The following is an 18,291-nucleotide window of genomic DNA, read 5'->3' as shown; positions in this document are numbered from 1 at the left end:
TGACCGGGGCGTCTAGGATCCGGGCATGACGACAGGGACGTTGATCACGGTTGCCCCCACCGGCGCGGAGTCGGCCAAGGCCGAGGTGCCGGCGCTGCCGGTGACTCTCGACGAGCTGCTGCTCACCGCCAAGGAGTGCGAGGCGCTCGGCGCCGCCGTGATCCACGTCCACATCCGCGACGACGAGGCGAGGCCCACCCTGGACCGGGGCCGGCTGCGGGAGACGGTGGCGGCGCTGCGGGAGGGCACCGACCTGATCGTGCAGCTCTCCTCCGGCGGAGCGGTGACCGACCCGGAGGCCGACCGGCTCGCGGTGCTCGACGCCGGGCCGGACATGGCCTCGTGCACGATGGGCACGCTCAACTTCGGCGACGACGTCTTCCTCAACCGCTGGGAGTTCATCGTCGACCTGCACACCCGGATGCAGGAGCGCGGCATCGTGCCCGAGTACGAGATCTTCGACCTCGGCCACCTGACCGCCCTGCAACGGCTGCTCGGCAAGTACGGCCTGCCGGCCGGCGGGCACGTGCACGTCGACTTCGTGATGGGCGTGCCGGGTGGCATGCCGGGCACCACGGCGACGCTGGTCGCCGCCCACCAGGCGCTGCGCGACCTGCCCGGGGGCGCCACCTTCTCGGCCACCGGCATCGGCCGCAGCACGATCCCGGTCATGCTGGCCTCGCTCTCGGCCGGCGGGCACCTGCGGGTCGGCATGGAGGACACGGTGACCTACGCCAAGGGCCGTCCGGTCGAGTCCAACATGCAGCTCGTCGCCCGGGCGGTCGGCTTCGCCCAGCTCGCCCAGCGGCCGCCGCTGACCACCGCCGAGGCGCGCGGGATGCTCGGCGTGCCCGCCGCCGGGCGGTAAGCGGCGATCCGGGCCGGCACTGCTGTACACCGGGTGGTCAACGGCCTGTTCACCCGCCCGTCGGGCGCGGCCGGCGGTGCCGGTACCGTCCAGCCTGTGGGAAAGACGTACGAGGGCGGCGCGCCGCTCGCCGAGGTGGTCCGGTCGGGGTTCGTCGAGGGCGTGCACCGGGGTTCGGTGGTGGTGCTCGACGCCACCGGCGCGACGGTGGCCGGTGTCGGGGACGTGACCTCCCCGGTCTTCCCGCGCTCGTCCAACAAGCCGATGCAGACGGTCGGAATGCTCCGCGCCGGGCTGTCGTTGGCCGATTCCGCCGACGTCGCGCTGGTTTCGGCCAGCCACGCGGGGGAGGAATTCCACCTGGCCCGGGTGGGCGCGCTGCTGGCCCGCGCCGGGCTGGACGAGTCGGCCCTGCGCTGCCCGCCGGACCTGCCTGTGGGCGACGAGGCCCGGGCGGCCGTGCTGCGGGCCGGCGGCGGCCCCACCCGTACGCAGATGAACTGTTCCGGCAAGCACGGCGGGATGCTGCTGACCTGCCTGGCCGCCGGCTGGCCGCTGGAGGGCTACTGGCGTCCGGAGCACCCGTTGCAGCGGCGACTGCGGGACGCGGTGGAGGAGTTCACCGGCGAGCAGGCGGCGGCGGTCGGGGTGGACGGCTGCGGCGCCCCGGTGCTCGCCGTCTCGCTGACCGGCCTGGCCGGGGCGTACCTCCGGCTCGTCTCGGCGGAGCCCGGCTCCCCGCCGCGGACGGTGGCCGACGCGATGCGCGCGCACCCGGACCTGGTCGGCGGCACGCGGGCCGAGGACAGCCGGCTCATGCGCGGGCTTCCCGGGCTGCTCGCCAAGGTCGGTGCCGAGGGCGTGGTCGCCGTGGCGGTGCCCAACGTCGGCGCGGTCGCCCTCAAGATCGACGACGGCGCGGGCCGCGCCCGGATGCCGGTGCTGGTCTCCGCCCTGCGCCGGCTCGGGCTGGACGCCCCGGTGCTGGCCGAGTACGCCGAGCTGCCACTGTTCGGCGGCGGCCTGCCGGTCGGCGCCGTGCGCTCCCTCTGGTAGCCGCCCCGCCCCGGCCGCCGCTGCGGTGCCGTTCGGTCGGGGCGTCGGGGCGTCAGGGGAGGAAGTCGAGCAGGGCGGCGTTGACCGGGGCGGGTCGCTCCAGCGGCAGCAGGTGGCCGGCGTCCGGCACGTCGGGCATTCGGGTCGCGTGGGGCGCCTCGGCGGCGATCCGGTCGGCGAGCCGGCTGATGTCGGGCACGTCGGCGGCGCCGGCGCCGACCAGGACGGGCATCCGCAACTCGTGGAGGCGTCCGATCGCGGGCGGGTCGAGTTCGGCGACGTCGACCGCGCTGAGCGCCAGCTCGGCGGCGAGCGCCCGCTGGTCCATCTCGCGGGCGAAGGCGAGCAGCTCCGGGTCGACGTCGGCGGGCTGGCGGCCCGGGCCGACCACCCAGAACCGCACCTCACCGGCGGCGCTGGCGGCGAAGTCCTCCGGGTCGACCTCGCCGACCAGGCTGTCCCAGAGGTCGTTGGTCTCGTCGGACCACTCGTGGCCCGAGACGGCGGTGCCGAGGAGCGCGAGCGCGGCCACCCGATCCGGGTGGGCCAGCGCGGTGTCGATCGCCACGGCGCCGCCGAACGAGCAGCCGACCAGGGCGGCCCGGGGGATGTCGAGCGCGTCGAGCAGCCCGACCACGTCGTCGGGGTGGGCGAACGGGGCCGGCGGCAGCTCGGAGTCGCCGTAGCCGCGCAGGTCGAGGGCGATCACGCGGTGCCGCGCGGCCAGCGGGCCGACCTGTTCCCGCCACATCCGGCGGTCGGCGATGCCGGCGTGCAGCAGGACGACGGGCGTGCCGCTGCCGGTGTCGTCGTACGCGAGCAGGGCGCCGTTCACCTCGATCTTCGTCACGGCGGAAAAGGTACGCAGCGGGCGACCGGGGACGCAACCGTGAAGTGAGACGTCGCTAACTCTGGTTAGCACTTTGCTTGCAGGAGCTAGCAGGGCGCGTTAGCGTCGAACCATGGCCACTGGTAAGGACCTTCCCGACGTCGGCGGGTTCATTCGCGATCTGCGCCGCAACGCGAAGATCTCGCTCCGGCAGCTCGCCGAGCAGGCGGGGGTCAGCAACCCCTACCTCAGTCAGATCGAGCGCGGCCTGCGCAAGCCGAGCGCGGAGGTGCTCCAGCAGCTCGCCAGCGCGCTGCGGGTCTCCACCCCGGCGATGTACCTGCGGGCCGGGCTGCTCGACGACAAGGAGGGCCAGGGCGTGCTCGCGGCCATCTCCGTCGACCCCGACCTGACGATGGCGCAGAAGCAGTCGCTCACCCAGATCTACGAGACGTTCCGCCGGGAGAACGCGCGGCTCGCCGAGGCGACCGCGGCGGCCACCGGCGCGACGCCCGCCGACAGGTCCGACGCCACCTCCGGCGCGGGCACGCCGGACCCCGTCGAGGCGGCGCCCGACCTGGCCAACCTCGCCGCCACGGGGCCCACCACCGCGGCAGGCACCCCGACCGAGGCCGTGCTGGAGTCGGTCGCCGTCACCGAGGCCGGCCCCGCCCCCGCTCCGACCGACACCCCCGAGAAGAAGGCCGCCCGCAGTGCGGTCCGTGAGGCCGCCGACGCGGCCGAAGAGGAGAAGTGATGACCCAGCCGAAGACCAGCCGCATCCCGGCCCCGATCTACGCCGCCGCCGGCGCCGGGGAGCTCGCCCTCCAGCAGCTGCGCAAGCTGCCCGCCGTGGTGACCGACCTCGGCACCAAGGTCGTCGCCGACCTGGGTGGCAAGGCCGTCGTCACCGGCGTCGAGCTGCGCCAGAAGGCCAACGACACGCTGCGTACGGCGAACCTGACCGCCGAGGGCCTGCGCGAGAGGGCCGTACCGACCGAACTGGACCTGAGGCGCCTGCGTGAGGCCGCCGACCTGAACAAGCTGCGCGAGGTGGCCGACCTCGAGAAGCTGCGCGAGGTCGCCGACCTGGACCGGCTCCGTGCGCTGGCGACCCGCAACGCCGCCGTGGTGGTCGCCGGCGCCCAGGCCGCGCAGGAACGGGCGCAGGCCGCGTACGTCGCGCTGGTCACCCGGGGCGAGCGGGTCGTCGGGGCCGGCGTGCTGGAGGCCGCCGATACCGTGAACGCCGACATCGAGGCGACCGAGGCCGACGTCGAGCCGGCCGGGGCCGTCGCGAAGCCGACCGCCGCCCGGTCCGCCACCGTCGAGGCACCGGCCGCCACCGTCGAGGCACCGGCCGCCACCGTCGAGGCACCGGCCCCGGCCGTGACCGTCGAGGCGTCGGCCCCGGCCGTGACCGCCGACACGTCGACCGACGAGGTGCCGACCCCGGCCGACGTGGCCGAGGTGCTGGAGGCCAAGCCGGCCGCCGCGAAGAAGGCGACGACCCGCGCCACCAAGGCCGCGGCCAAGCCGGCCGCCGGCCCGTCGGCGAAGCTGCCCCGGGCGACCAAGCGCACCCGCCCCGCCGCCGAGTAGAGCGTCCCACCGGTGAGCCCGGCTGCGTCCTGTCGGACGTATCCGGGCTCACCGGCATAAGCTTGCCGGCATGGCCTACGCCGCGCCGCTCTTCGCCTTCGATGTTCGCTACGTGATCGAGCTGATCCTGCTCGTCTTCGCGTTGATCGTGCAGGGCATCGCCCTGGTGCACGCCATCACGCAGCGCTCCGACGCCTTCTCCGCCATCGGCACCCTGCCCAAGGGCGGCTGGATCGGCATCCTCGCAGTCTGCCTGGTGCTGACCCTGCTCGGCTTCGGCCCGATCAGTCTCTTCGGGCTCGTCGGCATCGCCGCGGGCCTGATCTACCTGCTCGACGTCCGGGTGGGGCTGCGCGACCTGAGCGACGGCAAAGGGTTCTGGTGAGGGGTTTCCGCTGGCCGCCGCCGCCGGACGGCGGGCCCCGCACCTGGGGTCCCGGCCCGGGCGCCCCGCGTACCGGCCGGCCGGCCCTGCCGGAGCCGGACACCGAGCTGGTCGCCACACCGCACGGCGTACGCCTGGAGCAGCTCGTCACCGGCACCGGTGACCCGGTCACGGTGTTCGCCCACGGGCTGGGCAACGGCATCGCCACCACCCGGCCCTTCGGCAGCGGGGTGACGGGCCGCAAGCTCTTCCTCCAGTTCCGCGGGCACGGCCGCTCCGACGCGCCGCCCGGCCCGTGGAGCTACCTGGACCTGGCCCGCGACCTGCGCGCCGTCGCCGACCTCGGGGGCGCCACCCGCGCCTTCGGCGCCAGCCTCGGCGCGGGGGCGCTCTGCCGGCTGCTCGCCGAGAGCCCCGAACGCTTCGAGCGGCTGGTCCTCTTCCTGCCCGCGGCGCTGGACCGGCCGCGTGGCGAGGTCGCCCGGGCCCGGCTGACCGCGCTGTTCGAGGCCGTGGAGAGCGGCGACGCCGCCGCCGTGGCCGACGTGGTCCAGGCAGAGCTGCCGCCCGCCGTACGCAACACCCCGGCCGGCTGGGCCTACCTGCGCCAGCGCCTCGACCAGCTCCTGCGCGACGGGCTCGCCCCGGGGCTGGCGAACCTGCCCGAGCAGGCGCCCCTGCACGACGCCGGTGTGCTGGCCGCGGTCACCGCGCCGGCCCTGGTGATCGGCTGCGCCGGCGACGACCTGCACCCCGTCGAGGTCGCCGAGCAGCTCGCCGCCGCGCTTCCCCGGGCCGCCCTGCACGTGTACGACCGGCCCGGCGTCCTCTGGACGGAACGCGCCGACCTGCGCAGCCGGATATCCGCCTTCCTCAACGAGTAACGTGCCCTGACACGGGCGTCACACACCACGGTCGTACGCACCGGCTGGACCTCGCCGATCCGACCGAGTTGCCGGCCGACTTCAAGAGCCGCATCGAGGAGCTGGTCAACGCCGAGGTGGCCGCCGACCGGTCGGTGGCCGCGCGGGTGCTGCCCCGGGCGGAGGCGCTCGCCCTGCCCGACATCATCCGTACCCAGTCGAACCTGATCCCGCCGGACGAGCAGGAGGTGCGGATCGTCGACATCGTCGGGCTGGACGTCCAGGCCGACGGCGGCACGCACGTCGCCTCCGCCGCGCAGATCGGCAAGGTGCGGGTGGTCAAGGTGGAGAGCAAGGGGCGGGCCAACCGCCGGGTCCGCGTACGCCTGGCGGACTGACCCCGCGCGGGGTCAGTCGGCGGCGCGGCGGGCCCGCAGCGAGCGGACCTTGTGCCGGTTGCCGCAGCGCTCCATCGCGCACCAGCGGCGCCGTCCGGGCCGTGAGGTGTCGACGAAGACCAGGTAGCAGTCGTGCGTGGCGCACTCCCGGACGCGGTCTCGGTGCGGGCCGGTGAAGAGGTCGACGGCGTCCCGGGCGATCGTGGCGAGGGCCTGCCCGCCGCGCGCCGGCAGCACCCAGCGGCGGGCCCCGTCGGCGGTGAGCTGTGGCGCCAGCGGAGCGCCGGCTGCCAGCCGGTTGAGGGTGGCGAGGTCGTGGGGGGTCGCGTCGAAGTCGGCCGGTTCGCTGGCCGGCGGCCGGGCCCCGGTGCGTACGCAGACGAGGCGCCACAGCGCGTCCCGCAGCCCCCGGGCGTCGGCCAACTCGTCGGCGTCCACCTCCAGCCGGGCCGGGTCGAGGCGTAGCCGGGACAGTGCCAGCCAGCCGGCTAGGTCGCCGGGTCGGTGCAGCGCGTCGTAGCGGGCCAGCGCGCCCGGGCCGCCGGTGGTCAGGAACTCCAGGCAGAGTGCGCCGGGGTCGAAGAGGTAGCGGGTGCCCTCCGGGGAGGTCAGGGTGAGTCCGCTTGCGGCGCCGGTCACGTAACCACTATAACTGGTTACGGCGGCGGGCCGTGCCGGCGGTCGCCGGACCCCCGAGGAGGACGCCATGGCCGTGGAATGGAAGCTCGTCGTCGACTGCGCCGACCCGAACGCGCAGGCCCGGTTCTGGGCCGCCGCCCTCGACTACGTGGTCGAGGACAACGCGGTGCTGATCGAGCGCCTGCTCGCTGGCGGCGCGATCGGACCGGAGGCGTACCTCGAGATCGACGGCCGCAAGGCGTGGCGGCAGCTCGCCGCCGTCCGCCACCCCGACGACCCGGTCGACCCGGCCAGCGGCACCGGGCTGGGCCGCAGGCTGCTGTTCCACCAGGTCCCCGAGGGCAAGCAGGTCAAGAACCGGCTCCACGTCGACCTGCACGTCGGCCCTGCCGAGCGGGCGGCGACGGTCGAGCGGCTGGAAGGGCTCGGCGCCACGGTGCTGCGCGAGGTGGCCGACTTCGGCAGCGTGCACACCACCATGGCGGACCCGGAGGGCAACGAGTTCGACGTGCAGTGACGGGCCCCGACGCCGGCTCAGCGGTCGGCCGGGTGGCCCCGCCCCGGCGGCAGGTGGGCGGCGCGCACGTCGAGCAGCCAGCGTTCCACGGTCGCCTCGTCCGGACGGTCCGGCAGCGGGGTGCGGACGCGGGCGAAGTCCCGCTCCGCCTCGGCGATCAGGGCCCGCGCCTCGTCCAGCGCGCCGCCGGCCACCCGTTCGCCGAAGGCCCGGAACCACTCGGGGTCGGCGAGCCGGATCTCCAGCACGCCGGTGGCGTGGAGCAGCCGGCCCTGGTGCACCAGTCGAGCCAGGTGCCGGGCGTGTTTGGCCGTGCGCCGTCGGGTGTCGGCCGAGAACGTGCCGTCGCCCCGGGACTCCAGCCTGCGGAACTGCTGACCGGCGTAGCCCAGGTAGGCGTCGCGGACGCGGGGCGCGCTGAGGAACGCCGAGCGGATGCCGATCAGGCGGTCGCCGAACTCCGTGCGGGTCTCGTAGCAGTCCGGCGGCAACCAGGCCAGTTCGGTGGCGGTCGGGTTGCCGCTCAGCGCCAGGCGGCACCACTTCGCCGCCTCGTGCAAAGTGGTGTCGGGGTCGGTGGTGACCACCGACTCGCGGGGCGGGCGCAGGCCGTGGAAGGCGACGGTGGGCGCGGCGAAGACGCCGATCCGATCGACGTCGGAGCCCGGCCCGGCCAGCCCGTACGCGACCGAGCCGACGATTCCGGAGAGCAGCAGGTGCATGCCGGCGAGCATGCCGGACGACACGGCTTCGCGAAACCGGACTTCGGCTGTCAGGTATCGCTGACAGGCTCGCCGCATGACGAAACCGCTGACAGGAAAGATCGCGCTCGTCGCCGGGGCGACGCGGGGCGCCGGCCGGCAGATCGCGGTGCAGCTCGGCGCCGCCGGTGCCACGGTCTACGCCACGGGCCGCAGCAGCCGGGCCGGCCGCTCCGAGATGGACCGTCCGGAGACCATCGAGGAGACCGCCGAGCTGGTCACCGCCGCCGGCGGCACCGGCATCGCGGCCCGGGTCGACCATCTCGTCGGTGAGCAGGTCCGCGACCTGGTCGCCCGCATCGACGCCGAGCAGGGCCGCCTCGACGTGCTGGTCAACGACATCTGGGGCGGTGACCCCCTGACCACCTGGGAGAAGCCGGTCTGGGAGCAGCCGCTGGAGGCCGGCTTCCGCAGCCTGCGCCTGGCGATCGAGACGCACGTCGTCACCGCCCACTTCGCGCTGCCGCTGCTGATCCGCCGCCCCGGCGGGCTGGTCGTCGAGATCGGCGACGGCACGAAGGCGTACAACGACACCCACTACCGGCTGTCGGTCTTCTACGACCTGGCGAAGACGTCGGTCAACCGGCTCGCGTACGTCTGGGGGCACGAGCTGACGCCGCACGGCGGCACCGCCGTGGCGCTGACTCCGGGCTGGATCCGGTCCGAGGCGATGCTGGAGCACTTCGGGGTCACCGAGAAGACCTGGCGGGACGGCGCCGCCAGGGACCCGCACTTCCTCATCTCGGAGACCCCGGCCTTCGTCGGGCGCGCGGTCGCCGCGCTCGCCGCCGACGAGGACCGGGCCCGCTGGAACCAGGCATCCGTCTCGGCGGGCGAACTGTCCCAGGTGTACGGGTTCACCGACGTCGACGGCAGCCGGCCGGACGCATTCCGCTACCTCACGGAGGTGGTGGAGTCGGGTGGACCGGCCGACGTGACCGGCTACCGCTGAACGCGCGCGACCCGGTAGACCGCGGCGGACCGCCTGGCGGCGTCGACCATCAGCTCCCGCAGTTCCGGCGGGTCGAGCACCTCCACCTCCGGCCCCAGGGACAGCAACTGGGCGTACGCGACGTCGACGGACTCGACGGGCAGGCGGGTCACCACCCACCCCTGCCCGTCGGGCTCGTCGGCCGCGCCGAGCGCCTCGTCGTACGCGAAGGGGGCGTCGGCGACGAAGCGGAGCCGACGCAGACCGACGGGGCTCAGCCGCACCGTGACCTCGGCCCGGAGCATGCCGCGCAGGAACCCGTCGGCCTGCTCCCGCCAGTGTCGGGCCAGGTCGAAGCCGGCGTCCCGGTCGAAGGTCGCGGTCTGGACCTCGACGTGGGTGACCCGGTCCACCCGGTACGTGCGGTACGCGCCGCCGACCCGGCCGACGAGATACCAGACCCCGTTCTTGAGGACCAGCCCGTACGGGTGCGCCTCCCGTTCGACCTCGCGGTCGCCGCGCCGGTAGCGCAGCTCGACGGTGCGGTCCCGCCACACCGCGCCGGCCAGCTCGATCAGCCACGGCGGTGGCCCGGACTCCCGGAACCAGCCCGGCACGTCCAGGTGGAAGCGCTGTCCGGTGCGCACCGGCGCGTCGCGCAGGCTCGGCGGGAGTGCGGCGAGCACCTTCAGCTCGGCCGAGGCCACCGCGTCGGCGAGCCCCATGTCGCCCGCCGGTCCGGGCAGCCCGGCCAGGAAGAGCGCCTCCGCCTCGTCCCGGGTCAGCCCGGTCAGCCGGGTCCGGTAGCCGCCGAGCAGCCGGTAGCCGCCGGTGCGGCCCCGGTCGGCGTAGACCGGCACGCCGGCGGCGGAGAGCGCCAGCACGTCCCGGTAGACGGTCCGCTCGGAGACCTCCAGTTCCCGCGCCAGCTCCGCCGCGGTCATCGTCTCCCGCGCCTGGAGCAGCAGGACCAACGAGATCAACCGGGCCGCCCGCACCCGTCCATCCTGCCCGCCACCGCAGCCCGGCGGTCGTCCGCCTCGGGTGTCGGGCAGCCACGCCCGTTGAGGGGGGTCCAACAGCGGTTGGTCGTGCAGCGGGCGAATGCCTGCCGCCGAAGGCTGATACCGGTGTGGCACGAAGTCGCCACACCGGTATCAGGGTGAGTGACAACACCGCCGGTCGTCGCCCCCAGTCCGGCGCGACCGGGCGTGGGTCCTGAACAGACCGTAGGCTCTGCGGTCGTGAACGCACCCCGCACCGCCGCGCCCCTGGCCGGCGCCGCCGCCCGGTTCTTCACCGGCGTGGGCCTGCTCCTGCGCGGCCTCGGCCTCTACGTCCGCAGCCCCGGGCTGATGCTGCTCGGCGTCATCCCGGCGTTGATCTCGGGCGCGATCTTCGTGACCGCGTTCGCCACCCTGGCGTACTTCGTCGACGAACTGGCGGCGCTGGTAACCCCGTTCGCCGACGACTGGTCGAGCACCTCGCGCAGCCTGGTCCGGGTGATCGCCGGGCTGGCCTTCCTCGGCCTCGGCGGCCTGCTCGCGGTGGTCAGCTTCACCGCCGTCACCCTGGTCATCGGCGACCCGTTCTACGAGAAGATCTCCGAACGGGTCGAGGAACGCCTCGGCGGCACCCCCGGCGCGGTCGACGTGCCGTTCTGGCCGTCGCTGCGGCGCAGCATCGCCGACTCGCTGCGGCTGGTGGGACTGTCGATCCTCTTCGGCATCCCGCTCTTCGCCGCCGGCTTCATCCCGGTGCTCGGCCAGACCGTGGTGCCGGTGATCGGGGCGGCGGTCGGCGGCTGGCTGCTCGCCGTGGAGCTGGCGGGGGCCCCCTTCTACCGGCGCGGGATGCGGCTGCCGGACCGGCGGGCACACCTCAAGGCGGACCGGCCGACCACGCTCGGCTTCGGGGTGGCGGTCTTCGTCTGTTTCCTGATTCCGCTCGGCGCGGTGATCGTCATGCCGGCCGCTGTCGCCGGGGCCGCCCTGCTGGCCCGCCGCTCCCTCGGCCAGTCCGTCACGGAGGGCTGACATGGAGATCACCCTGGTCGAGGGCGACATCACGACCCAACGGGTGGACGCGATCGTCAACGCCGCCAACTCGTCGCCGCTCGGCCGTCAGGACAGTTCGCGCAGGCAGGACCAGCTCGAACCGACCGGTCGGTAGCCGAGCCCGACGTTGACCGCCAGCATCGGCGCGTTCGCCTCGTCGTTGGAGGTGTAGGCGACGCGTACCCCTCCTGCGGCGGCGCGGTGCAGTGCCGCCGTCTTGACCAGGCGGGCGAGCCCGCGCCCCCGGTGCGTCGGCAGCGTGCCGGTGTAGTCCGACCACATCCGGTCGCCGTCGCGGTTGACGAGGCTGAACGACACGATCTCGTCGCCGATCTCGGCCGCGGTGCTGGCCGCGCGGTCCAGGCCCGGGTTGTCCCAGATCTCGGAGTACCAACTCTCGTAGCTGATCGCGTCGGCGGGCACGTCCTCCGGCTCGTCGACCGCCGCCGCCACCTCGGCCCGGTGGATCCGGCGCGGGTCGAGGTCCGTCAGCGGGAGCAGCCGTACGCCGGACGGCGGCTGCGGCATCGGCGGGGCCGGCCGCAGGTCCAGCGCCGAGTAGCGCAGCTCCCGGCTCGGCGTGAAGCCGTGCCGGCGGGCGAACGGCAGCGACTCCGGCAGCGCCCAGGTACGCACCCGGCGCGCCCCGATGCCCCGCAGGTGTCCCAGCGAGGCGGTCAGCAGGGCGGTGCCGGCACCCCGGCCCCGGTGCTCCGGGTGCACGTGCAGGGTGGAGATCTCCCCGACGTCGGGCTCGGAGGTCTGGGCGTTGCGGTAGGCCGACGCCCAGCCGACCACCGTGTCGTCCACCTCGACGACGTACGCGGTCCAGTCCTCGCCGGGCGGTGGCTGGGCGATCATCTTCCGGGTCGACTCGACGCCGCGCACCAGGTAGGGGTGCACGATCGCGCGCATCGCCACCACGGCGGGCGCGTCGTCGGGGCGGGCGGTCCGGATTCGCACGTCAGTTCTCCTCGCGTACGGCGGCGACGGCCTCGACCTCGACGAGCTGGTCGGGGTAGCCGAGCACGGTCACCCCGAGCAGGGTGCTGGGCGGGTCGTGGTCGCCGAACGCGTCCCGGACCACCTCCCACACGGCCACCAGGTCGGCCTGACGCGACGATGCCACGTACACGGTGGTCTTGACGACGTCGGTGAGCCGGGCCCCGGCCGCCGCGAGGGCGGTCTCCAGGTTGGCCATCACCTGCCGGGCCTGGCCGACGGGGTCGCCGGGCGCGACGGTCCGCCCCTCGGCGTCGAGTGGGCAGGCGCCGGCGGTGTGGACGAGCCGGGCCGGCGGCTCGACCGTGGCCGCGTACGCGTACTCGGCGACGTCGGAGAGGGCGGGTACGCGGATCAGATTCCTGGTCACCCGCGCGACGCTACCGACGCTCGTACGACGCCTCCACGGATTAACTCCGGCACCTGCCGTGAGGTGTAAGGAAGGGGCCCTTCCTATACAGAAAACGTTAACAAGGTGCCCTTCCTTACACCTCAGGCCGACTCGCGGACGATCAGCTCGGTGGGGAGCACCACGGGTTCGATGGCCTCGCCGGCGGCCAGCCGCAGCAGCAGCCGGGTCATCTGCCGGCCCAGCTGCACGATCGGCTGGCGGACGGTGGTCAGCGGCGGCTCGGTGTACGCGGCCGTCTCGATGTCGTCGAAGCCGATCACCGCCACGTCGTCGGGCACCCGCCGCCCCGCCTCGCGTAGCGTCCGCAGGGCGGCGTGCGCCATCAGGTCGGAGGCGGCGAAGACCGCGTCCAGGTCGGGGTGCTCGGCGAGGAGTTGCCGCATCGCCGTCGCCCCCGACTCGCGGGTGAAGTCGCCGGTCGCCACCAGTTCCGGCAGCCCGGCCTCGGTGACGGTGTTCCGGTAGCCCGCGAGCCGTTCGATGCCGGCCACCATGTCCTGTGGGCCGGCGATGGTGGCGATGCGGCGACGCCCGCCGTCCAGCAGGTGCCGCACCGCCGTGGCCACCCCGCCGACGTGGTCGACGTCGACGTAGGGCACGTCCGCGCCGTCGAGCGGCCGGCCGCTGCACACGACGGGGATGCCCAGCCGGGCGAGCCGGCCGGGCAACGGGTCCTCGCCGTGCAGCGAGGCGAAGAGCACCCCGTCGACGTGTCGGCCGGTCGTGTAGCGCTCGACCCGGTCGTGCCCGGCGGGGGAGCCGGCCAGCATCAGCACGAGCTGCTTGTCGGCCGCCTCCAGCTCCTGCGCCGCGCCCCGGATGATCCCGGGGAAGACCTGGTCGTCGGAGAAGACCCGGGTGGCGGCCTCCGGCAGCACCAGGGCGATCGAGTCGGTCCGCTGGGTGACCAGGCTGCGGGCGGCCAGGTTCGGCACGTACCCCAGCTCGGCCACCGCCCGGCGGACCGCCTCCCGGATCGGCTCGGCGACCGTCATGGAGCCGTTCACCACCCGGGACACGGTCGCCCGCGAGACCCCCGCCCGTCGGGCCACCGCCTCGAGTGTCGGCCGCTGCGCCGTCGTCATCCCCGTCACCACCACCTCGTCACAGCCCGTTCCGGGAGATCACCCCCTGGTACCACCGGGCGCTGGACTTCGGTGTGCGTCGCTGCGTCAGGTAGTCGACGTGGATGATTCCGAAACGTCGACGGTAGCCCTCGGCCCACTCGAAGTTGTCCAGTAGCGACCATACGAGATAGCCCCGCAGGTCCACTCCCCGGGAGATCGCCTCGTGCACGGCGCGCAGGTGCCCGTCGAGGTAGGCGATCCGATCCGCGTCCGGCACCTGCCCGGTGCCGTCCGCGTCGGCCTTGTCGGGGAACGCCGCGCCGTTCTCGGTGACCATCAGCGGCACGCCGGGGTAGTCCGTGGCGATCCGTTCCAGCAGCCGGGTCAGCCCGGCCGGCTCGATCATCCAGCCCATGTCGGTCAGTGGTCCGGCCGGCGGGAGGAACTCCACCGCGCCCTCGGTGCCCGGCCAGGCGCTGCCGCCCGCGCCGTCCGGCCGGCCGGCGACGTAGGTGGGGGCGTAGTAGTTGACGCCGAGCAGGTCGATCGGGGCGGCGATCAGCTTCTCGTCGCCGTCGCGGATGAACGTCGGTTCGACGATCCGGGCCACGTGTTCCAGCACGTCGTCGGGGTACGCCGCCCGCAGCAGGGGGTCGAGGAAGATCCGGTTGTGCAGGCCGTCGACCAGGCGGACCGCCGCCGCGTCGGCCGCGCTGTCCGGGTCGGCCGCGCGCACGTCGGCCGGGTTGACCGTGATCCCGACGGTCCTGGCGCCGGCGGCGCGCAGCGCGCGGGCCGCCAGGCCGTGCCCGAGCAGCAGATGGTGTACGGCGGCGAAGGCCGCGCCCGGGTCCTGCTCGCCGGGGGCGTGCACCCCGTTGCCGTAGCCGAGGTAGGCCGAGCACCACGGCTCGTTGAGCGTGGTCCAGGTGGGGATCCGGTCGCCGAGGCGGGTGTGCACCGCCGTGGCGTACGTGGCGAAGTGCTCGGCGGTCTCCCGGTTGGTCCAGCCGCCCCGGTCCTGGAGGGTCTGCGGCAGGTCCCAGTGGTAGAGCGTGACGATCGGGTCGATGCCCCGGGCCAGCAGCGTGTCGGTGAGCCGGTCGTAGAAGTCGAGGCCGCGCGGGTTGACCGGGCCGGTGCCGTCCGGCTGGATGCGGGGCCAGGCCACCGAGAAGCGGTACGCCTTCAGTCCCAGCTCCGCCATCAGCGCCACGTCGTCGGCGTACCGGTGGTAGTGGTCGCAGGCCACGTCGCCGGTGTGCCCGTGGTGGACCTTGCCCGGCGTGCGGCTGAAGGTGTCCCAGATCGACGGGCCGCGACCGTCGTCGGTGGCCGCGCCCTCGATCTGGTACGCGGCGGTGGCCGCACCCCAGACGAAGTTGTCGGGGAATCGCAGAGTGCTCACGCCTTGATCGCACCTTCCATGATGCCGCCGATGATCTGGCGGCCGAACAGGACGAAGACCAGCAACAGCGGGAGAGTGGCGATGGCCGTTCCCGTGAATACCTGGGACATGTCCGTGTAGTACCCGTCGGACAGGGTGCGCAGGGCCAGCTGCACGGTGGGGTTCTCCGGATCGTTGAGGACAGCGTACGGCCAGAGGAAGTCGTTCCAGGTCGTCATGAACGTGAGCAGCCCCAGCACGGCGGCGGCCGGGCGCAGCGCCGGCAGCACGACGTTCCAGTAGATCCGCACGGTGTTGCAGCCGTCCACCCGGGCCGCCTCGATCAGCTCGTTGCTGACCGCCTGGCCCGCGTACTGCCGCATCATGAACACCCCGAAGCCGGTGACCAGGGCCGGCACGATCACCGCCGGCAGCCGGTCGTTCCAGTTCAGCTTCGTCATCAGCAGGTAGAGCGGGATGACGCCGAGCTGGGTGGGCACCATCATCGTCGCGATGATCACCATGAGCAGTGCGTTGCGCCCCCGGAACCGCAGCTTGGCGAAGGCGAACCCGGCCAGGGTGGAGAAGAAGACCACCGAGACGGTGACCGTGGTCGCCACGATCGCCGAGTTGACCAGGCCGGCGACGAAGTACGCGTCGGTGTTGTTCAGCAGCCGGGACACGTTCGCGCCGAAGTTGCCGCCGGGGGTGACCGGGGGTGGCAGCTGGCCCATCGCGTCGTTGGAGCGGCTCGCCACCACGAACATCCAGTAGATCGGGAAGATCGACAGGACCCCGGCGGCGATCAGTGCCGCGTAGGTGAGCCGGCTGGCGGCCCAGAGGCGGGTCATCGCGCTCCCTCCTTCGACTTCGCGTCCTTCGGGGGCTTCGCGCCGCCGAGCCGGCGCAGGAGCAGCACGTTGATCGCCGCGACGACCGCGATCAGCGCGAAGAGCAGCCACGCCACCGCCGAGCCGTACCCGAAGTTGTAGTGGGGCGCGAAGGCGTTCTCGAACATGTACATGGTCACGGTCTGCGACTCCCGTAGGGTTCCGCCCCGGATCGGGTTGGTGCCGGAGTGGAACAGCCGGGGCTCGGTGAAGAGCTGGAGCCCGCCGATGGTGGAGATGATGACGGTGAAGATGATCGTCGGCTTGAGCAGCGGCACCGTGATCGACCAGAACTGCCGCGCCCGGCCGGCCCCGTCGATGGCGGCCGACTCGTACAGGTCGCGCGGGATGGCCTGCATCGCGGCCAGGAAGATCAGCGCGTTGTAGCCGGTCCACCGCCAGTCGACCATGGTGGAGATGGCCACCCAGGAGGCGAACCGGTTCGACTTCCACGCGATGGCGTCGATCCCGACCAGGTCGAGCAGCCAGTTGACCATGCCGAACTCGCGGCCGAAGAGCACCCCGAAGACGATCGCGACCGCGGCGGTCGAGGTGATGTTGGGGATCAGCACCGCCATCCGGAACGTCGTCCGGGCCCGCAGCTGCCGGTTGAGCAGGTTGGCCAGCCAGAGCGCGGCCAGCAGCTGCGGGATGGTGGAGATGACGAAGATGCCGAGGGTGTTGACGACGGCGTGCCAGAAGTCGGCGTCGGCCAGCAGCCGGCTGTAGTTCTCCAGCCCGACGAAGGGGTGGTTGCTGCCGAGCAGGTCCCAGTCGTGCAGGGACACCCAGAAGGTGTAGATCAGCGGGTACGCCCCGAACACCCCGAAGAGCACGAAGAACGGGGCGACGAACAGGTAGGGCGAGTACTTCGTGTCGAGGCGGCTGAAGCGCATCGCCGGTGGTCGCCGGCCGGTGCGGGGCGCCGGTGCGACCGGCGGGCGCGCGTCGAGCTGGACGGTCATGCCCGGACCACTCCTTTCCCGGGTGCGGGCGGGACCGGTGCCTCCGGCGCCCGCCCGCACTCCCTCGCTCGGGCTACTTGGCAGCGGCCTTCTTGGCGTTGTTGACCGCGTCCGTCCAGCCCTGGTCGGGCTTGCGCTGACCCAGCTCCACCGTCCGGACGGCGTTCTCGACCTCGGTGCGTACGGCCTGGTTCTTCGGCCCCATGTAGACGGGCTTCAGGGTCTTGGCGCCCTCGCCGAAGATCTGCCCGACGGGGGCGTCGGAGAAGTACGCGTTCTTGGCGTCGACGATCGCGGGGTCGGCCAGCGCCTGCGGCGAGGAGGGCAGCGGGCCCTTGGCCTTGAACGCCCCGATCTGGCCCTTGGCGCTGGTCAGGAACTTCGCCAGCTCGATCGCCTCGGCGCGGTGCTTGCTCTGGGTCGGCACGGCGAGCCACGACCCGCCCCAGTTGCCGCCGTTGCCGGGCACCCGGGCGATGTCCCACTTGCCCTTGGCCTCGGCGCCGGCGTTGCCCTCGATGACGCCGGTCATCCAGGCCGGGCAGGCGATGGTGGCGAACTTGGCCTGCTTGAAGGCCGACACCCACTCCTCGGACCACGAGCCGTACTTGCCGGAGAGGCCGGAGTCGATGATGTCCATCGTGGTGTCCCAGGCCTGCCGGACCGCCGGGTTGCTGTCCACCACGAGGTTGTCGTCGGTGTCGTAGTAGTGGTAGCCCTGCGCGTTGCCCGCCGTCTGGAGCACGATCGTGTTGAAGATGTTGGTCGCGGCGTCCAGGAACGAGGCGCCGGTGTTCTTCGCCTTGAACTGCTCGCCGACCTTGACGTACTCCTGCCAGGTGGGCCAGAGCTTCGACACGGCCTCGCGGTCGGTGGGCAGGCCGGCCTTGGCGAACAGGTCCTTGCGGTAGCACATGGCCATGCCGCCGACGTCGGTGCCCAGGCCGATCAGCTTGCCGTCCTTGGTCTTGCCGCCCTCCCACTTCCACTCCAGGAAGTTGCCCTGGAGTTCGGCGCCGCCGTGGTCGAGCAGGTTGACGAAGTTGTCGGGGTTGGCCTTGTACTCGACCATCAACCCCTCTTCGATGGCGACGACGTCACCCGCGCCCTTGCCGGCGGCGAGCCACTGGGTCAGCTTCGGCGAGTAGTCGTCGAGGTTGGTGCCCGTGCCACGCTCGACGATCTTCACGTTCGGGTGGCTGTCCATGTACTCCTTGTAGAGCTCTTCGTAGCCGAACTGACTGAACACGTCCACGGTCAGCGTGATCTTGCCGTCCTCGGCGGGTTCGTCGCCGGCGCAGCCGGCGGTGGCGAACAACGCGGTGGCGGCGACGAGGGCCACCGCCGCCAGGCGGCGGCGCGGAAAGACACCCATTTGGTCGGACCCCTCTCAGGTCGTCTGAGGTGGTGAGGCAGGTGGTGGAGCAGAGCTGAGAGAGCGCTCTCACGACAGGGTGGTGGCTGGCCCCCGCCGTGTCAAGAGAGCGCTCTCTGCCGTTACCGGAGAGAGCCGGACGCGGACCTGCCCGACACCGGATGGGTGCTGACCGCAGCCAGCCGCCTCGACGCGGGCCACCGATGCGAAGAGAGCGGCCGCCTGTGCCGGGCGGCCGCTCTCTTCGGACGTGCGGTGGGACTGCGCGGAGCCCTCGGGGCCCGGCT

The 18,291-nt window shown here is 73.1% G+C and carries 21 protein-coding genes and 1 pseudogene; 11 read left to right on the top strand and 11 right to left on the bottom strand.

Translation table 11 applies throughout. The features are described from left to right. The first annotated feature begins 25 nt into the window (after positions 1-25). Together KBX06_RS03645 and KBX06_RS03640 are read left to right on the top strand one after the other, a co-directional pair. Positions 26-868, top strand: coding sequence for a 3-keto-5-aminohexanoate cleavage protein (locus tag KBX06_RS03645; protein WP_210832686.1), 843 nt, complete (start codon positions 26-28; stop codon positions 866-868). Between the two features lie 96 nt (positions 869-964). Further along, positions 965-1,924, top strand: a complete 960-nt coding sequence (locus KBX06_RS03640; RefSeq protein ID WP_210832685.1) for an asparaginase — start codon at positions 965-967, stop codon at positions 1,922-1,924. 52 nt (positions 1,925-1,976) lie between these two features. Here the strand turns inward: KBX06_RS03640 and KBX06_RS03635 are convergent, their stop codons facing one another. After that, positions 1,977-2,774 (bottom strand): alpha/beta fold hydrolase, encoded by a 798-nt coding sequence (locus tag KBX06_RS03635; protein WP_210832684.1) that lies wholly within the window; start codon positions 2,772-2,774, stop codon positions 1,977-1,979. Between the two features lie 112 nt (positions 2,775-2,886). Between KBX06_RS03635 and KBX06_RS03630 the strand changes: the two genes are divergently transcribed. The 5 genes and pseudogenes from KBX06_RS03630 to KBX06_RS03610 all read left to right on the top strand — a co-directional run. Then, a complete protein-coding gene (locus KBX06_RS03630) occupies positions 2,887-3,510 on the top strand; it encodes a helix-turn-helix transcriptional regulator (RefSeq protein WP_210832683.1) in 624 nt (207 codons plus the stop codon). After that, positions 3,510-4,355 (top strand): hypothetical protein, encoded by an 846-nt coding sequence (locus KBX06_RS03625; protein ID WP_247684998.1) that lies wholly within the window; start codon positions 3,510-3,512, stop codon positions 4,353-4,355. Before KBX06_RS03630 ends, KBX06_RS03625 begins: the two co-directional genes overlap by 1 nt. Before the next feature lie 70 nt (positions 4,356-4,425). Continuing rightward, positions 4,426-4,740, top strand: a complete 315-nt coding sequence (locus tag KBX06_RS03620) for a DUF2516 family protein (protein WP_210832681.1) — start codon at positions 4,426-4,428, stop codon at positions 4,738-4,740. Then, positions 4,737-5,624 (top strand): alpha/beta fold hydrolase, encoded by an 888-nt coding sequence (locus tag KBX06_RS03615; RefSeq protein WP_210832680.1) that lies wholly within the window; start codon positions 4,737-4,739, stop codon positions 5,622-5,624. The genes KBX06_RS03620 and KBX06_RS03615 overlap by 4 nt, the downstream gene beginning before the upstream one ends. A gap of 65 nt (positions 5,625-5,689) precedes the next feature. Further along, positions 5,690-6,001, top strand: a pseudogene (locus KBX06_RS03610) (alanyl-tRNA editing protein); the annotation flags it as partial. 12 nt (positions 6,002-6,013) lie between these two features. Here the strand turns inward: KBX06_RS03610 and KBX06_RS03605 are convergent. Then, positions 6,014-6,640: an ABATE domain-containing protein gene (locus KBX06_RS03605; RefSeq protein ID WP_210832679.1), complete on the bottom strand. Its 627-nt coding sequence runs from the start codon at positions 6,638-6,640 to the stop codon at positions 6,014-6,016. A 67-nt stretch (positions 6,641-6,707) separates the two neighbouring features. Between KBX06_RS03605 and KBX06_RS03600 the strand changes: the two genes are divergently transcribed. Then, complete coding sequence (locus KBX06_RS03600) at positions 6,708-7,157, top strand: VOC family protein (RefSeq protein WP_210832678.1); 450 nt, start codon at positions 6,708-6,710, stop codon at positions 7,155-7,157. A gap of 17 nt (positions 7,158-7,174) precedes the next feature. Here KBX06_RS03600 and KBX06_RS03595 read toward each other — a convergent pair whose 3' ends face one another. Beyond that, positions 7,175-7,879: a DNA polymerase beta superfamily protein gene (locus tag KBX06_RS03595; protein WP_210832956.1), complete on the bottom strand. Its 705-nt coding sequence runs from the start codon at positions 7,877-7,879 to the stop codon at positions 7,175-7,177. A gap of 76 nt (positions 7,880-7,955) precedes the next feature. Here KBX06_RS03595 and KBX06_RS03590 point away from each other — a divergent pair, with 76 nt between their 5' ends. Then, positions 7,956-8,870: an SDR family oxidoreductase gene (locus tag KBX06_RS03590; RefSeq protein ID WP_210832677.1), complete on the top strand. Its 915-nt coding sequence runs from the start codon at positions 7,956-7,958 to the stop codon at positions 8,868-8,870. Here the strand turns inward: KBX06_RS03590 and KBX06_RS03585 are convergent. Beyond that, on the bottom strand, positions 8,861-9,847 hold the full coding sequence (locus tag KBX06_RS03585; protein ID WP_210832676.1) for a YafY family protein: 987 nt from the start codon (positions 9,845-9,847) through the stop codon (positions 8,861-8,863). The two genes, KBX06_RS03590 and KBX06_RS03585, sit on opposite strands and share 10 nt — an antisense overlap. Positions 9,848-10,093: 246 nt before the next feature. Between KBX06_RS03585 and KBX06_RS03580 the strand changes: the two genes are divergently transcribed. Next, positions 10,094-10,885 (top strand): EI24 domain-containing protein, encoded by a 792-nt coding sequence (locus KBX06_RS03580; RefSeq protein ID WP_210832675.1) that lies wholly within the window; start codon positions 10,094-10,096, stop codon positions 10,883-10,885. 1 nt (position 10,886) lies between these two features. Next, on the top strand, positions 10,887-11,021 hold the full coding sequence (locus tag KBX06_RS28210; protein WP_256442267.1) for a hypothetical protein: 135 nt from the start codon (positions 10,887-10,889) through the stop codon (positions 11,019-11,021). On the opposite strand, the gene KBX06_RS03575 is transcribed toward KBX06_RS28210, so the two are convergent. The 7 genes from KBX06_RS03575 to KBX06_RS03545 form a co-directional block, all read right to left on the bottom strand. Continuing rightward, positions 10,973-11,869 (bottom strand): GNAT family N-acetyltransferase, encoded by an 897-nt coding sequence (locus tag KBX06_RS03575; RefSeq protein ID WP_210832674.1) that lies wholly within the window; start codon positions 11,867-11,869, stop codon positions 10,973-10,975. The two genes, KBX06_RS28210 and KBX06_RS03575, sit on opposite strands and share 49 nt — an antisense overlap. Before the next feature lies 1 nt (position 11,870). Beyond that, the gene (locus tag KBX06_RS03570; protein ID WP_307854409.1) at positions 11,871-12,278 is read right to left on the bottom strand and encodes a RidA family protein; all 408 of its coding nucleotides are present in this window, start codon (positions 12,276-12,278) and stop codon (positions 11,871-11,873) included. Positions 12,279-12,400: 122 nt separating this feature from the next. Continuing rightward, positions 12,401-13,405 (bottom strand): LacI family DNA-binding transcriptional regulator, encoded by a 1,005-nt coding sequence (locus tag KBX06_RS03565; protein WP_210832673.1) that lies wholly within the window; start codon positions 13,403-13,405, stop codon positions 12,401-12,403. 19 nt (positions 13,406-13,424) lie between these two features. Continuing rightward, positions 13,425-14,795 (bottom strand): GH1 family beta-glucosidase, encoded by a 1,371-nt coding sequence (locus KBX06_RS03560; RefSeq protein WP_210832672.1) that lies wholly within the window; start codon positions 14,793-14,795, stop codon positions 13,425-13,427. Next, positions 14,792-15,625 (bottom strand): carbohydrate ABC transporter permease, encoded by an 834-nt coding sequence (locus KBX06_RS03555; protein ID WP_210832671.1) that lies wholly within the window; start codon positions 15,623-15,625, stop codon positions 14,792-14,794. Before KBX06_RS03555 ends, KBX06_RS03560 begins: the two co-directional genes overlap by 4 nt. Next, the gene (locus KBX06_RS03550; RefSeq protein WP_210832670.1) at positions 15,622-16,629 is read right to left on the bottom strand and encodes a carbohydrate ABC transporter permease; all 1,008 of its coding nucleotides are present in this window, start codon (positions 16,627-16,629) and stop codon (positions 15,622-15,624) included. Before KBX06_RS03550 ends, KBX06_RS03555 begins: the two co-directional genes overlap by 4 nt. Before the next feature lie 73 nt (positions 16,630-16,702). Then, positions 16,703-18,004 (bottom strand): ABC transporter substrate-binding protein, encoded by a 1,302-nt coding sequence (locus KBX06_RS03545; RefSeq protein ID WP_210832669.1) that lies wholly within the window; start codon positions 18,002-18,004, stop codon positions 16,703-16,705. Positions 18,005-18,291: the final 287 nt, after the last annotated feature.

It is taken from the genome of Micromonospora sp. C31, assembly GCF_018070575.1.
GTDB lineage: Bacteria > Actinomycetota > Actinomycetes > Mycobacteriales > Micromonosporaceae > Micromonospora.
Note: the sequence above shows the minus strand (reverse complement) of the source record. Positions and strands in the feature narration are given on the sequence as shown.